Origin of the sequence: Anaerotruncus massiliensis (ex Togo et al. 2026) (assembly GCF_900199635.1) — a bacterium.
Lineage (GTDB): Bacteria > Bacillota > Clostridia > Oscillospirales > Ruminococcaceae > Anaerotruncus > Anaerotruncus massiliensis.
In genome coordinates this window covers 2,873,343-2,887,538 of record NZ_LT962687.1, presented here as the reverse complement: position 1 = coordinate 2,887,538, position 14,196 = coordinate 2,873,343, and the positions used below count along the sequence as shown (strand labels likewise).

The window sequence follows — 14,196 nt, the reverse complement described above, 5'->3', positions numbered from 1 at the left end:
CCGCTTTACATTTCGTCGGGCGGAAAGAGCTCTTCGATCCGTTCCAGTTCCTTTTTCAGGTGCTCCGCCTGTTCGCCGACCAGCAGGCTCAGAATTTCCAGCGCGTCGGCGGCGGCAGCCGTTTTCCGAACGAGGGAAAAATACAACTCCTTATAGTCAGGCATAAAGTTCGCTCCCTCTGTGCACATTAACGACTGATCGTTAATATTATACGTCTAATTATTAAAGATTTCAACGCCTAATCGTAATAATATTAACGCATAAGCACAGAAGGAGGGGTTGGATGGACATCCTCGGGAAGATCCGCCGGCTGCAGGAGGAACGCGGCTGGAGTGAAAACCATCTCGCGGAGCAGGCGCATCTCAGCCAGTCCACCATCAATTCGCTCTACCGGAAGGGAAACGTCCCCACCATCCCGACGCTCGAAGCGATCTGCCGGGCCTTTGGGATGACGGTCTCCCAGTTCCTCGCGGAGGACAGCCTGCCGCCCGACCTCACCGGGGAGCAGCGTGAGCTGCTGTCCTGCTGGGACGCCCTCGCCCCGGAAAAGCGAAAAGCCCTGCTTGCCTTGATCAAGGTCCTCTGCTGAATAAAAGAAAAAGCGGCCGCCCGGAGGGCGGCCGCTTTTTTATGGGGGTTCAGCTCTGCTTGAATTCCGTCCAGATGTCGTTGAAGAGGGCGGTGGCCTCCTCGCCGACGTCTTTGATCGACTCGCCGCTGCGGATCGCATCGTCGGGGATGACCAGCAGGGGATTGGTGATATAGGGAGTCGCAGCCGAGTTGCAGCTCCCGTAGAAGGTCTGCTCGGTGATGCGCGCCGAACGCTCGCCGTCGAGGATGAAATCGAGGAAGGCGTGCGCATTGTCGGCGTGGGGGGCCTTGGCGGGGATAAAGACCGCGTCGATGCCGAATCCGACGCCCTCGGCGGGATAGACCGTCTTGAGCTCGGGATTCGCGTTGAGGGCGGTGATCACCTGGGAGGTGAACATGTAGCCGACCGCCGTCTCGCCCGAGATCATGAGGTTGTAGGGGGTGTTGTAGTCAAACGCCCGGATGTTCGGGCGCAGGGTCATCAGCTTCTCCTTGGCCTGCTCCAGCACGGCGGGGTCGGTCTCGTTGAAGCTCTTGCCCATCGTTTTGAGGGTGATGCCGATGATGTTGCGCGCGTCGTCCATCACGACGACCGAGTCTGCGAACGCCGGATTCCACAGGTCTTCGTAACCCTTGATCTCCACGCCGCCCGTCATGGCAGGGTTGTAGATGATCATTGGCACGCCCGCCGAATAGGGGACGACATACTGGTTATCCGGATCGAAGAAGGTGTTCTGGTAGGTCGGATTGATGTTTTTGAAGTTGGGGATTTTTGATTTGTCGAGCTCCATCAGCAGGCCCTGTCCCCGCGCGATATCGATGATGTAATCGCTCGCGAGCACGATGTCGTATTCGCCGCCCGATTCGAGCTTCATGAGCATCTCCTCGTTCGACTCAAAGGTGCTGTAATTCACCTTGATGCCCGTCTGCTCGGTAAACTCCGCGAGGATATCGTCGGGGAAGTAGGTCGCCCAGGTGAAGACGTTGAGCACCTTTTCATCCGCTTTTTTCCCGCAGGCGCCCAGCGAAAGCGCCAGCACTGCCGCAAGCAGCAGCGCGAGCGCACGTGTCCATTTCCGCATGGTAAGTCCCTTCTTTCTTTTCTGTTCACTCTGATCTATGATTGCAACCGCCGTTTGCGGTGAATCGGCTTCTGATTTTGCCGCCCGGCGGGGCTATCGCGGGAATTGCCGCTTTCCAAGCGGCAAGAAATACGAGCGCGTTCCGCCGCGCGGCAGTTTTAGATTTTCCGCCCAGCGGTCGGAGGGCCTTTTACGCGCCCCTCTGGGGCGCTTTAGGGGAGCCGCCTTCGGCGGCATAGATCGCCGGGTCCCGCCCCGGCAGGCGGGCCGACTTCTTGCGCGCCCAAGAAGTCGGCGGAAGAAGGGCGCTCAAGGGGGGCTTCAAGCGGCCTGCCCGGGCTACGCCCGGAGCGCGCTACGCGCGACGGCCGCTCAAAGGGCCTCGCCGGCCCTTTGGAACCCGCTTTGAGCCGCCTACGGCGGAATCTTTTGTAAGGAAGCGGGGCGCAAAGCTCGCCCCCCTTGAGAATCCCCCCACCGCTCACGTCCAGCCAGCCGCGAGTAGAAGGCTGGTACCGCTGCACCCAACAATCCTGCTGTCGGATGGCTCGCCGGGGACACCCGGCGGAAAACAACGCCCGGAACGGGCGTTCGCGCGCGCTGCGCGCGTGCGCGGCGAAGCCGCGCAGTTTTCCGCCTCCGCGTGGGCACTGCGCGCCACGCAAAAGCGGCCGTGCCTCCCCAGGCGCACTTCTGGTACGGTTCCGGAGACTCTCGGGCAGAGGCATTGCGCCTGCGGCGCGGCGGCTGGCGGGATGCTGTAAGCTCGTTCGCTGATCCGTGAAGAGGGCGCCGCCGACTTTGGCCGCAGGCCAACCGGAGGCGGCGCGGGGGTCAAGGGGGCGCAGCCCCCTGCGGCTTCTTTCCCCCATTTCTTGTCCGTACAAGAAATGGGGCCGCCTGCCGGGGCGGGACCCGGCAAACTATACCGCTCACTGAGCGGTGAACCTAAGGTCCACCGTCGGTCGACTACCGACAGGCCCTCCGCCCCCCGGGGCGGAATATCTAAAACGGCCGTCGGCCGTCCACCGACAAGCTCCGCCGCTCACTGAGCGACACACCTAAGCGCGCCTCTGCCGCCGGGCGGAAACAAGCCTCCCGACGGCGACGATCAGAAACACGGCGCCGAGCATGAGGGTGCACAGGGCATTGATTTCAGGGGTGACGCCCATCTTGAGCATCGAATAGATTTGCAGCGGAAGGGTGCTCGTCTGCGCGCCGGTGGCAAAAAAGCTGATGACCACGTCGTCCATGCTCATGGCAAAGGCGAGCAGCGCGCCCGACAGGATGGAAGGTGCGATGAGCGGCAGGGTGATGTCAAAGAAGGCGCGCGGCGCGGACGCGCCGAGGTCGCGGGCGGCCTCTCCGATGGCGGGGTCGAGCCCGGCGAGCCGCGCCTTGACGTTGATGAAGATGTACGGCACGCAGAAGGTGGTGTGCGCGAGCACGAGCGTCAGCATGCCGAAGGGCAGGCGCAGGAAGGAGAAAAACGCGAGGTACGCCATGCCGAGAATGATCTCGGGGACCATGATGGGGATGAGGGAAAGATTTTCGAGCGCGCCGCGGCCGCGGAAATGCCTGCCCGCGATGCCCACCGCGCCGACGGTGCCGAGCACCGAGGCGGACAGGCTGCTGAGCGCCGCGAGCTCGAGGCTGTTGAAGAAGGCTGTAATGATGTTTCGGTTGTGGAGCAGCTTTTGGTACCAGGAGAAGGTGAACCCCTCCCAGCTAAAGAGCTTGGTGTCGTTGAAGGAGTAGACCACGACGACCAGGATCGGCAGGTACATGAGAATGAGCAGGAGCGTCACATAGATTTCGGGGATTTTGGACCGCCGCCTCATACGATCCCCTCCAGACTCTTTTCACCTGACAGCTTCTGGTAGAGGCCGATCACCAGCAGGGTGGCGGCCATCATGACGACCGAAAGCGCCGCGCCCATCGGCCAGTTGCGGGCGGTGAGCAGTTCGTTTTTGATGAGGTTTCCAAGCAGCATCGTCTTTGCGCCGCCGAGCAGGTCGGAGATGAAGAAGAGCCCGACCGACGGGATGAAGACGAGCACGCACCCGGCCATGATGCCCGCCCGGGTCATCGGCACGGTGACGCTCCAGAAGGCGCGCCACTTGCCCGCGCCCAAATCGCGCGCCGCTTCGGTGAGCGACGGGTCGAGCTTGGAGATCGAGTTGTAGACGGACAGGATCATGAAGGGCAGCAGGGCATACACCATGCCGACCAGCACGGCCCCAAAATTATACAGGAGTTTAAGCGGCGTGTCAATGACGCCGAGCGCGATGAGCAGGGCGTTGACGACCCCCTGGCTGCGCAGGAGGATCATCCACCCGTAGATGCGCACGAGCGAGTTGGTCCAGAAGGGCACGATGACGAGCAGCAGCGCGAGGGAGCGCCGCTTGGGGGAGAGCTGCGCCGTGAAATAGGCGAACGGATAGCCGAGCAGCAGCGTAAAGCCGGTGGTGAGCACCGACAGCCAGAGGCTTTCCCCGAAGACGCGCAGGTAGGCGGGGGAGAGCATCTTGGCGTAGCTGCCGAGCGAAAACTCGGCGACGACCCCCCAGGTGGCCGCGCGCTTCATGAAGCTCATGCAAAGGATATAGATGAGCGGGATGGCGACGAAAAACGCCGTCCACAAGAGGAACGGGACGCCCGCGGCGGGAAAGCCGCGCCCCTTACGCGCGCGCTTCATGCTGGTCGCCCCTTTCCACGATGGCGGCGCAGGCGGGCTTCCAGTAGATGTGCACCGTCTCGCCGACCTCGGCGCGGTCGCCCCCGCCGCCCATGCCGCTCACGATCAGCTCCTGCCCGTCGGAAAGCCCGAGGGTCGTGCGCAGCATGCCTCCGGTATAGCTGTGCGCCCGGACAATGCCGGTGAGCGCGAACCCGTAGCGGCATTCCTCGCCGAACCGGATGCGCTCGGTGCGCACCGAAAGGGTCACCCTTTCGCCCGGCGTCCCCTCGCCGCACGCCTTGACGACGCCGCCCGCGTAGAGCAGCGTCAGCGTGCCGTTCGGCTCCCGCCCCGCGACCTCGGCGGTGAAGATGTTGCTCTGCCCGATGAACTCGGCGGCGAACCGCGTCTGGGGCCGCTCGTAGATCTCGTCCGGCTTGCCGAGCTGGAGGATGCGCCCCTCGTTCATGATGCCGATCCGGTCGCTCATGTTGAGGGCCTCCTCCTGGTCGTGGGTGATGTAGATGAAGGTGATGCCCAGATCCTTTTGCAGCGATTTGAGCTCGGTCTGCATCTGGCGGCGCAGCTGCAAATCGAGCGCGCCGAGCGGCTCGTCGAGCAGCAGCACCGCCGGGTCGTTCACGATCGCGCGCGCGATCGCCACCCGCTGCCGCTGCCCGCCCGAAAGCTGGTTGGGCATCCGCCCGCCGAAGCCGGGAAGCTGCACGAGGCCGAGCATCTCGTCCACCCGGCGGCGGATCTCCTCCTTGGGCGTCTTTTTGAGCCGCAGGCCGTAGCCGATGTTTTTCGCCACGTTCATGTGCGGGAAGAGCGCGTAGCTCTGGAACACCGTGTTGACCGGGCGGCGGTTGGGCTCCCAGCCGGTCATGTCCTCCCCCCGCAGCAGCACGCGGCCGCTGTCGGGGCTTTCCAGCCCCGCGATGATCCGCAGGGTGGTGGTCTTGCCGCAGCCGGAGGGCCCGAGCAGCGTCAGGAATTCCCCCTCGCGCACATCGAGGCTGACCCCCGCGAGCGCCTCGGTCTCCCCAAACGCCTTGCAGATCTCCTGTAATGATAATAGTACGTCCTCCATGCTGTTCCTCCTGTATGGTATCCGCAGATATCGCTATTTGATGATGATGCCGAGCAGCCTTGCCAGCCCCACCGCCTGCGCGGCGGTAAAGACGCCGCCCCGCAGGTCCTCCGCCGCGACGACGAGCCCGTCCGTCTCGCAGGTGGTGAAGTCCACCCCCGCGAGCTTCGTGTGGAAGAGCTCGGCCCCGGCGAGCTTACATTCCGAAAGGGTGAGGTCCCGCAGCTTCAGCTCCTGCATCGCCGCGCCCGAGAGGTCGCACCCCTCGAACCGCACCGCGCGCAGCCCCGCCTGGAAAAACTGCGCGTACCGCAGGCTGCACCGGGAAAAGCGCACGTCCCGCAGCACCCCCTCGGAGAAGTCCGCGCCCACGAGCTTGCAGTCGTCGAACCGCACCCGCGTGAGCGCCGCCTTTGAGAAGCTGGCGTTCGAGAGGTCGCACCGCCGGAAAACCAGGTCGGTGAGTCCCGTTTTGGAGAGGTCCGCCCCGGTCAGCCGCATCCCCTCGAAGACGCAGCCCTCGAAGCTCGCCTCCTCGAAGTCGAGCCCCGGAAAAACGCCGCGGAAGAGAAGCCCGCTCACCGCGTCTGCCTCCCCCGAGGCGTACCTTCCCGGTTCCTCCTCGAGCAGGCCCTCCGAAAGCTCCCGTTCCAGCTTCGGCTCCGCCGGCAGGGCCGGCGGCCGCTGTTCCCGCGCCGCCCTCATGCCCGCCTCAGCAGCCTGCCCGCGGGCGCGCGGGTCAGCTCGTCGTGGTCGACGGCGGCCCGGCCGTTCACGAACACATAGTCGAAGCCGGACGCGTACTGCGCGGGGTGCTCATAGCTGGCGGGGTTTTTCAGGTTTTCAAGGGAGAAAACGTTGATGTCCGCGTCAAAGCCCGCCCGCAGCAGGCCCTTGCTCCCGAGGCGGTAGACCCCGGCGGGCTTGGCGGTCATCTTGTGGACCGCCTCCTCGAGCGTCAGCAGCGGGCTCTCCCGCACATAGTCGATCAGCACCTTGGGAAAGGCGCCGTAGAGCCGTGGATGGGGCACCCCCCGCGAGGGGTAGACCGAATCGGAGATCACCGAGCTCATGGGAGAGCGCAGGATCGTGCGGACGTCCTCCTCCGAGGTGATGAAGTCGATCATCGCGACGTCGCACTCTTCGGCGGCCAGCAGGTCGCAGGCGCAGTCGCAGGGGTCCTGCCCCCTCCTCCGGGCGATCTCCGCCACCGATTTGCCGATGAACGGCTGGTTTTCGGGACGGCGCATCGAGGTGCAGCGGATATTCTCCCACCCGACCAGGTAGACGAGGTTTTCAAATCGGTCGGACGGGCCCGCGAAAATCCCCCGCAGCTCCTCCCGGCGCGCGGGCTCCCGCAGGCGGCGGATGATGCCGGGCGCGCCCCCCTCAAGAAAGTGGGGCGGGAGGATCTGGAGGAGCTGGGTCGACCCGGCGGTGTAGGGGTAGACGTCGCAGTCCGCCCGCAGCCCGCGGGCGCGCGCCTCCTCGAGGATCTCCAGCGCGCGCTTCGCCCCGCGCCCCCAGTTGCGCCTGCCGATGCACTTGAGGTGGCTGACGTGCAGCGGCGTCCCCAGCCGCCGCGCGATCCCGATGACCTCGCGCAGCGACTCGTGGAGGAGGTCCCCCTCCCCGCGGACGTGGGCGGCGAGCGGCACGGGAAATTCCCGCATCGGGGAGAGCACCTCGGCAAAGCCGTCCGCGTCGTAGTTGTATTCCGGCGCGTAGACGACGCCCAGCGTCACGCCGAGCGCGCCGTCCGAAAGCGCACCGCGCAGGAGGTCCCGCGCGGCCGCGAGCTCGCCGGGGGAGAGCGGCCCCTCCCCGTAGCCGCGCACTGCGGCACGCACCGTTCCGTTGCCGACGCACATGCCGACGTTCAGCGGGAGCGGCGCCCGCTCCGCCAGCGCCATGTATTCCGCGAAGCCCCCGAAGCGGGGCGCGCCGTCCGCGTCCCCCACGACCGGCGAAAGGAAATGCAGAATCTCCTCCCGCCGCGCGGCGGGGCAGGGCACGGCCGACAGCCCGCAGTTGCCGTTGACGATCGTCGTGAGCCCCTGCCGCAGCTCGGGCGCGCCGAAGCCTTCGGTAAAGAGGTTCAGGTCGGCGTGCCGGTGGATGTCGATGAAGCCGGGGGTGACGAGCCGCCCCGACGCGTCGACCGTGCGCGCGGCCGGGGCGGAAATCCCCGGCGCCACCGCCGATATCACGCCGCCCGACACCGCCACGTCCGCCGGGAAGGCGGGCGCGCCGCTGCCGTCGACGACGGTTCCGTTTTTGATGAGCAGGTCGAACATGGCTTTCACGCTTTCACAGAGGATGCGGGGCCGGGCGCGCCGTTCACGATGCAGATGCCCGCGCAGACGAGCAGCAGCGCCGCGAGGTTCCGGACATTCCAGATCTCCTCGCCCAGGAAGAGCCCCGAACAGAGGGTGCCGAAGACGGGGATGAGGGAGTTGAAGATGCTCACCCGCGCCACCGAATGGTATTTGAGCAGCAGCGTCCAGATGGTGAAGGCCACCGCCGAGAGCGCCGCCAGATAGAAAAGCAGGAGCCAGGCCGCGCCGCCGGTGGGGCGGATGCGCCCGCCGCCGAGTGCGCCGATGAGGAAGAGCACGCCGCCGCCGGCCAGCAGCTGCCAGCCGGTGACCGCCATCGGGTCGTTGCCGGGCGCGACGCGCGCGCTCACCACCGCGCCGAGCGCGGAGGAGGTGGCGGCCAGCAGCATGAACCCCTCGCCGGTAAAGGCGAACGCCCCGTCCAGCCCGCCGCCGAGGTTGAGCACGACCACCCCGGCGAACCCGGCCGCACAGCCGAGGGCCTTGCGGCGGGTCATGCGGTCCCCCCGGCAGAGAAAGTGGGCGAGGATGACGCCGATGAAGGCGGCGGACGCGTCGATGATCGAGCCGCGGCTGCCCGTCGTGTTGGCGAGGCCGACATAGAAGAAGACGTACTGCGCCGTCGTCTGCACGAGCCCGAGCAGCAGGACGCCGCCGTAATTCCTCCGCGCGGGCAGCGGCGCGCGCCGGCCCGCCGCGGCGCCGAACACGAGGGTCAGCGTCCCCGCCAGCAAAAACCGCGTCCCCGCGAAGAGCATCTGGGAGGCGGTCCCGCCGCTTTCGATCGCAAAGAGCCGGTACCCCAGCTTGACGCAGGGGAACGCCGTGCCCCACAGGAAGGTGGCGAGCACCGCGAGCGGCACGACCGCCCCGGCGCTTTGCAGGCGGCCTTTCGGCTGTGCGGTCATTCCGCCCCGCTCGCCAGCCGCCGCAGGTCGGCGGCGAACCGCTCGACCGCCGTCTCGTCGGTCGCCCACGAGGTCACGAACCGCACGACGGTGTGTCCGGCGTCCGGCTTGCCGTTTCGTTCAAACTTGTAGTGCCCGCCGAGCGCCTCCACCAGCGCGTCGGGCAGAACGGCGAACTGCTGGTTGGTGTACGAGTCGCTCGCGAAGGAAAAGCCCGCCTCGGAGATCGCCCGCTTCATCCGCATCCCCAGCCGGTTGGCGCGCGCGCCGAGCTCGAGGTAGAGGCCGTCCTCGAAGAGGCTTTCAAACTGGATGCCGAGCAGCCGCCCCTTGGCGAGCATGCCGCCCCGCTGCTTGATGAGGTAGCGGAAATCGGGCTTCAGCGCGTCGTTCACGATGACGACCGCCTCGCCGAAGAGCGCCCCGCACTTGGTCCCGCCGAGGTAGAAGACGTCGCACAGCCGCGCGAGGTCGGGCAGGGAGAGGTCGTTCGTCTCTGCGGTGAGCGCCGCCGAAAGCCGCGCCCCGTCGAGGAAGAGGTAGAGCCCCAGCGCCCGGCAGGTATCGTGCAGCGCCTCGAGCTCCGCCTTCCGGTAGAGGGTGCCCACCTCTGTCGAATCGGAGATGTAGACCATCTTCGGCTGGACCATGTGTTCGTCGGTGTGAAGGCCGCACGCCTCCTCCACCATGGCGGGGGTGAGCCTGCCGTCGGGCGAGGGCATCGACACCACCTTGTGGCCGGTCGCCTCGATCGCGCCCGTCTCATGCACGCACACATGTCCCGTGTGCGCCGCGACCACCGCCTGGTAGGGGCGCAGCGCCGCCGCCACGACCGTCAGGTTGGCCTGGGTGCCCCCCACGAGGAAATGCACGTCCGCCTCCGGGCAGGCGATCTTCTCCCGGATGAGCGCCCGCGCGCGTTCGCAGTGCGGGTCGGTGCCGTAGCCGTCCGTCTGGTCGAGGTTGGTGTCGAGCAGCGCCTGCATGATGCGGGGGTGCGCGCCCTCGCTGTAATCGTTCTTAAAGCTGTACATGTCCCGTCTCTTCCTCTCCTGAATTGAATCTCTACCATTATAGTACGGTTTCCCGCGAAAAACAACCTCTGCCGGACAAATCTTCCCGGGAAACGAGCCAGAGCCCATGCGGCGCCCCCCGGAATTCCATCTCCCGGACATACCGCATCCCGAGCCGACGGGCCACCCGCTCCGACGCGGCGTTCCCCACACGGATCATCGCGCAGGCGCGGGGCAGCCCAAGCGTCCCGAACCCGTATTCCAGACAGGCGCGACCCGCCTCGGACGCGTAGCCGCGTCCCCGCCGGTCGGCGCGCAGGATGTAGCCAAGCTCGTGCAGCTCCCCGAGCGGGGTGGGCATCCGGGCGAAGCCCGCCAGCCCCGCCGGCGTCCCCGTCTCCCGCTCCTCGACGGCCCAGCAGGCGGGCTCCCCCGTCCGGTACCGGCCGATCTGGCGGCGCAGCCAGGTCAGCGCCTGCTCCCGGTCCATCGCCCCGCCGAGCGCCGCCATCGCCTCGGCGTCCATCAGCGTCCCACCGAGCGAGCCGAGGTCCTCCTCCGAAAGCTCCCGCAGGAGCAGGCGAGGCGTCCGCGCGATCACCTTCATTCGGCCGCCCGGTAGGTGAAATTCTCCCATACGAGCCGCACGCCCTCGTCCGTCTCGGGCGGAAGCAGCGCCATCGCCACCGTGTTTTCGATCCCTTCGTCGGTCACCATGACCGCGTAATCCCCGTCGATGCGGGTCACCGTGTAACAGGTCGGTCCCATCGTTCGCCCTCCTGTAAAATTTTTATAAAATCCGCGCCGCCGCAATTGTATTTGCCCCGCATTCGGGATAGAATGATTCCATGAAACAAAAAACGAAAGGACGTAACCATGGTAACATTCGACCAGATCGCCCATAACGAATCCATCAAGACCTACATACGCAAGGCGGACGACGCGCTGCGGGTGCTGGGCTATACCGAACACAGCTTCGCGCATGTGACCAAGGTGGCCAGGAAGGCGCGGGAGATCCTGCTGACGCTCGGCTATCCCGAGCGCACGGCGGAGCTCGCACAGATCGCGGGCTACCTGCACGACATCGGCAACGTCATCAACCGCGCCGACCACGCCCAGAGCGGCGCGGTCATGGCCTTCCGCATCCTCGACAAGCTGGGCGCGGACGCGGAGGACACCGCCACGATCATCAGCGCCATCGGCAACCACGACGAGGGCACCGCCGTCGCGGTCGACGCGGTGGCCGCCGCGCTCATCCTGGCCGACAAGACCGACGTGCGCCGTTCCCGTGTGCGCAACCGCGACATGGCCACCTTCGACATCCACGACCGGGTCAACTACGCCGTCGAGGAGGCCTCCACCGAGATCTCCCCCGACAAGTCCATGATCACGCTGCGCATCCGCATCGACACCGCGAGCGCCGCGGTGATGGACTACTTTGAGATCTTCCTCCAGCGCATGCTCCTCTGCCGCAAGGCGGCCGAGCGGCTCGGCCTGCGGTTCGGGCTCGTCATCAACGACCAGGTGGTTCTGTAGGCCCGTACCACGCGTACCGTTCCATATCCACAAAGCCCTCATCGTCCACCGCGACGCCCTCCGCCTCGAGCAGACTCCGCTGGGCGTCCGGCCCGCCGAACGCGAAGGCGGGCGCGAGCCGCCCTTCGCGGTTCACGACCCGGTGGCAGGGGATCTCCTCCCCCGGGGCGGGGTTGCGGCGCAGCGCCCAGCCCACCGCGCGGGAGGCGCGCGGGTTGCCGCAGAGCAGCGCGACCTGCCCGTAGGAGGCCACCCGGCCGCGCGGGATCTGCCGCACGACGGCGTAGACCAGCTCGTCGAAGCGCATATTTGTTCCCTCCCCTCGGTTCTTTTTTATTGTAATGCCTTTTCCCGAATCCTGCAACTACATAGAAAGGGAGTTTCCCATGTCAAGACCGTTCGGCGCCCTTCAGGTGGCGCACCAGTTCATCGAATCCCATGTGAGGCCGGGCGCCTTCTGCATCGACGCGACCGCAGGGCGCGGCAACGACACCGTCTTTCTCGCCTCCCTCGTCGGGGAGACGGGGAAGGTGCTCGCCTTCGACATCCAGCCCGAGGCGGTGGAAAGCACCCGCGCCCTCATCGGGGAACGCGGGTGCTCCGGTTTTACGCGCGTCGTCCTGGACAGCCACGCCAATATGGCCCGTTACGCCGCGCCGGGGTCGGTCGACTGCATCGTCTTCAACTTCGGCTGGCTGCCCGGCGGCGACCACAGCGTCAACACCCGCGCCGAAAGCAGCATCGCCGCCATCGAAGCGGGGCTTACGCTCTTAAAGCCGCGCGGGGTCATGAGCCTCATCATCTATTACGGCCGGGATACCGGCTACGCCGAGCGGGACGCCCTGCTCGCCTACCTGCGCACGATTGATCACCGCGCCTTTACGGTGGTCGTCGCCGACTTCTGCAACCGCCCCAACGACCCGCCCCTGCCCGTCTTTCTCATAAAGGATGCGTGAGGAGGGGAACTTTTGTAAGGCGGGGAACTTTTGGAAAAGTTCCCCGCCACCCTTCAAAACGTTTGATCCCGGCCGGCCGCCGCCTTTTAACGGTGGTCGCGGGAGTGGGGACGCGGGGCGGGAAGGGAGCGGAACGAGGGATGAAGAGGAAGCAGGGACGCGGGGCGGCTTGAAAAAATTTTGTTTTTCCCTATTGACTCTCCCACTGTGGGATGGTGTAAGCTGACGGTGAGCTCAAAAACAGACGGGAGGACGTAACATGTTCAAGATCGGCGAATTTTCCAAGCTGACGATGATCAGCATCAAGATGCTGCGCCACTACGATGAGATCGGTCTGCTGGCCCCCGAGACGGTGGATTCCTTCACCGGCTACCGCTACTACAGTGCAAGGCAGCTGGAGGCGGCGGGTAAGATCCAGGCCCTCAAGTCGATGGGGTTCGGGCTGGCGACGATCCGGGAGATCCTCGCGCAGTACGACAATGCGGAAAGCCTTCGCCGCTACCTGGCGGTACGCCTCTCCCAGATGCGGGAGGAATCGCGGGACCTCGGCGCCCGGCTCGCGATCCTCGAAAACACCATCGAACGATTGGGAAAGGACGATAACAGTATGAAGTACGATGTAACCCTCAAGGAAATCCCCGCCATGCAGGTTATGAGCCTGCGCGACACGATGCCCTCCTACGACCGCGAGGGCGACCTCTGGCAGCGGCTCTACGGCGAAACGGCCGGCCAGCATGTCCAGATGGCCTCCCCGGCCTACGCCATCGCCGTCTTCTTCGACGAGGGGTTCAAGGAGTCGGACGTCGACGTGGAAATCCGCACGGCGGTCACCGGCAGCTATCACGACACCGAGCACGTCCGCTTTAAGGAGGTCCCGGCCGTGAAGGTCGCCTCCTGCGTCATCCGCGGCAGCTACGCCAGCGTCTCCGACGCCTGCGCCGCGATCGGCGAATGGATTGACGCGGGCGGCTGGCGGATCAGCGGCCCGATGTTCAATATCTACCATGTGAGCCCCGCCATGGACCCCAACCCCGAAAACTGGGTGACGGAGATCTGCTTCCCGGTGGAAAAGTAATCTGCGAGGAAAAATAGTCCGCGAGGACATGCGAAAGCGCCCCGGCTTTGCCGGGGCGCTTTTTTATCCGAGGAAGGCCAGAATTTCCCGGTTGACCCGTACCGGCTGGCGGTCGAAGATCCAGTGGTCGGAGCGGGGGATCGTCACGAGCTTCGCGTGCGGGAGCGACGCGGCGATGAGCGCCGTATGCGCCGGCCTGATGAGGTCGCGGTCGCCCGCGAGCACCAGCGTGGGCGCGGTAATCGCGCCGAGCATCCCGGGGGTATAGCGGGGCTCCTCGACCATGAGGCCGACGATCTCCGCGCGGCGGCGCAGCCGCTCGCTGAACCTCCCGCAGAGGCGCAGCGCGCGGTATTCCAGCTCGGCGGGGAGCTGGAACCGGGGCTTCACCCCCGCCGGGAAGAGGTTCGCGCCCGCGAGCGCCAGCTTTTCCACCATGCCGGGGTGGGAGAGCGCGAGGCCGAGGGCGGCGTTCGCGCCGTCGCTGAACCCCACGACCGACGCGCGTTCAATACCCAGCGCGCCGAGCACCGCCGCCGCGTCCTCCGCGATCTTCGCGATCGTCACGCCGCTGCCGGCGGACGACTCCCCATGTCCGCGGCTGTCCATCGCGATCACCCGGAAGCGCCCGGAAAAGGCCGCGACCTGCTTTTGAAAGCAGGTGTGGTCCTCGCCGTTGCCGTGCAGGAGCAGCAGCGCGCGCTCCCCGCCGCCGAAAATCCGGCAGACGATCCGCGCGCCGTCCGCCATGACCGCCTCGAACCGTTCGGGCGTTCCCATTCCGATTCCCTCCTTTTACACCGGCGGCCGCCCAAAGGGGCGGCCGCAAGGCTCCCCCGGTATTCGCCGCGGGGCCGGGGCGGAAAACCGCGCGGCTGCGCCGCGCACGCGCGCAGAGCGCGCGAACGCGCCCACGGGCGCGT

General features: G+C 66.1%; 17 protein-coding genes. 4 read left to right on the top strand and 13 right to left on the bottom strand.

The annotated features are described in order from the left end of the window. Window positions 1-5 precede the first annotated feature (5 nt). Window positions 6-164, bottom strand: coding sequence for a hypothetical protein (locus C1A13_RS14965; protein WP_158595580.1), 159 nt, complete (start codon window positions 162-164; stop codon window positions 6-8). Between the two features lie 119 nt (window positions 165-283). Between C1A13_RS14965 and C1A13_RS13870 the strand changes: the two genes are divergently transcribed. Continuing rightward, the gene (locus tag C1A13_RS13870; RefSeq protein WP_101553004.1) at window positions 284-589 is read left to right on the top strand and encodes a helix-turn-helix domain-containing protein; all 306 of its coding nucleotides are present in this window, start codon (window positions 284-286) and stop codon (window positions 587-589) included. A gap of 49 nt (window positions 590-638) precedes the next feature. On the opposite strand, the gene C1A13_RS13865 is transcribed toward C1A13_RS13870, so the two are convergent. The 10 genes from C1A13_RS13865 to C1A13_RS14960 form a co-directional block, all read right to left on the bottom strand. Beyond that, window positions 639-1,673, bottom strand: a complete 1,035-nt coding sequence (locus C1A13_RS13865; RefSeq protein WP_101553003.1) for a polyamine ABC transporter substrate-binding protein — start codon at window positions 1,671-1,673, stop codon at window positions 639-641. 1,061 nt (window positions 1,674-2,734) lie between these two features. Next, complete coding sequence (locus C1A13_RS13860) at window positions 2,735-3,514, bottom strand: ABC transporter permease (RefSeq protein WP_101553001.1); 780 nt, start codon at window positions 3,512-3,514, stop codon at window positions 2,735-2,737. Then, window positions 3,511-4,371 carry an ABC transporter permease gene (locus tag C1A13_RS13855; protein ID WP_101552999.1) on the bottom strand — a complete coding sequence of 287 codons (861 nt, stop codon included), beginning with the start codon at window positions 4,369-4,371 and terminating at the stop codon, window positions 3,511-3,513. Before C1A13_RS13855 ends, C1A13_RS13860 begins: the two co-directional genes overlap by 4 nt. Then, on the bottom strand, window positions 4,355-5,446 hold the full coding sequence (locus tag C1A13_RS13850; RefSeq protein WP_101552997.1) for an ABC transporter ATP-binding protein: 1,092 nt from the start codon (window positions 5,444-5,446) through the stop codon (window positions 4,355-4,357). The genes C1A13_RS13855 and C1A13_RS13850 overlap by 17 nt, the downstream gene beginning before the upstream one ends. A 33-nt stretch (window positions 5,447-5,479) precedes the next feature. Further along, window positions 5,480-6,151, bottom strand: coding sequence for a pentapeptide repeat-containing protein (locus tag C1A13_RS13845; RefSeq protein WP_101552995.1), 672 nt, complete (start codon window positions 6,149-6,151; stop codon window positions 5,480-5,482). Then, window positions 6,148-7,743: an N-acyl-D-amino-acid deacylase family protein gene (locus C1A13_RS13840; protein ID WP_101552993.1), complete on the bottom strand. Its 1,596-nt coding sequence runs from the start codon at window positions 7,741-7,743 to the stop codon at window positions 6,148-6,150. Before C1A13_RS13840 ends, C1A13_RS13845 begins: the two co-directional genes overlap by 4 nt. Window positions 7,744-7,748: 5 nt before the next feature. Beyond that, the gene (locus C1A13_RS13835; protein ID WP_101552991.1) at window positions 7,749-8,693 is read right to left on the bottom strand and encodes a DMT family transporter; all 945 of its coding nucleotides are present in this window, start codon (window positions 8,691-8,693) and stop codon (window positions 7,749-7,751) included. Beyond that, the gene (locus C1A13_RS13830) at window positions 8,690-9,727 is read right to left on the bottom strand and encodes a threonine aldolase family protein (RefSeq protein ID WP_101552989.1); all 1,038 of its coding nucleotides are present in this window, start codon (window positions 9,725-9,727) and stop codon (window positions 8,690-8,692) included. The genes C1A13_RS13835 and C1A13_RS13830 overlap by 4 nt, the downstream gene beginning before the upstream one ends. Before the next feature lie 37 nt (window positions 9,728-9,764). After that, on the bottom strand, window positions 9,765-10,313 hold the full coding sequence (locus C1A13_RS13825) for a GNAT family N-acetyltransferase (RefSeq protein WP_172439298.1): 549 nt from the start codon (window positions 10,311-10,313) through the stop codon (window positions 9,765-9,767). Beyond that, window positions 10,310-10,474, bottom strand: coding sequence for a hypothetical protein (locus C1A13_RS14960; protein WP_172439297.1), 165 nt, complete (start codon window positions 10,472-10,474; stop codon window positions 10,310-10,312). Before C1A13_RS14960 ends, C1A13_RS13825 begins: the two co-directional genes overlap by 4 nt. 108 nt (window positions 10,475-10,582) lie before the next feature. On the opposite strand from C1A13_RS14960, the gene C1A13_RS13820 reads away from it, so the two are divergent. Then, window positions 10,583-11,242 (top strand): HD domain-containing protein, encoded by a 660-nt coding sequence (locus tag C1A13_RS13820; protein ID WP_101552984.1) that lies wholly within the window; start codon window positions 10,583-10,585, stop codon window positions 11,240-11,242. Here C1A13_RS13820 and C1A13_RS13815 read toward each other — a convergent pair. Further along, window positions 11,220-11,549, bottom strand: a complete 330-nt coding sequence (locus tag C1A13_RS13815) for an MGMT family protein (protein ID WP_101552982.1) — start codon at window positions 11,547-11,549, stop codon at window positions 11,220-11,222. The two genes, C1A13_RS13820 and C1A13_RS13815, sit on opposite strands and share 23 nt — an antisense overlap. A 79-nt stretch (window positions 11,550-11,628) precedes the next feature. Here C1A13_RS13815 and C1A13_RS13810 point away from each other — a divergent pair, with 79 nt between their 5' ends. Next, a complete protein-coding gene (locus tag C1A13_RS13810) occupies window positions 11,629-12,198 on the top strand; it encodes a tRNA (mnm(5)s(2)U34)-methyltransferase (protein ID WP_101552979.1) in 570 nt (189 codons plus the stop codon). Window positions 12,199-12,457: 259 nt separating this feature from the next. Continuing rightward, window positions 12,458-13,273 (top strand): MerR family transcriptional regulator, encoded by an 816-nt coding sequence (locus C1A13_RS13805; RefSeq protein WP_101552977.1) that lies wholly within the window; start codon window positions 12,458-12,460, stop codon window positions 13,271-13,273. 63 nt (window positions 13,274-13,336) lie between these two features. On the opposite strand, the gene C1A13_RS13800 is transcribed toward C1A13_RS13805, so the two are convergent. Further along, complete coding sequence (locus tag C1A13_RS13800) at window positions 13,337-14,053, bottom strand: alpha/beta fold hydrolase (RefSeq protein ID WP_207654198.1); 717 nt, start codon at window positions 14,051-14,053, stop codon at window positions 13,337-13,339. Between the last annotated feature and the right edge of the window lie 143 nt (window positions 14,054-14,196).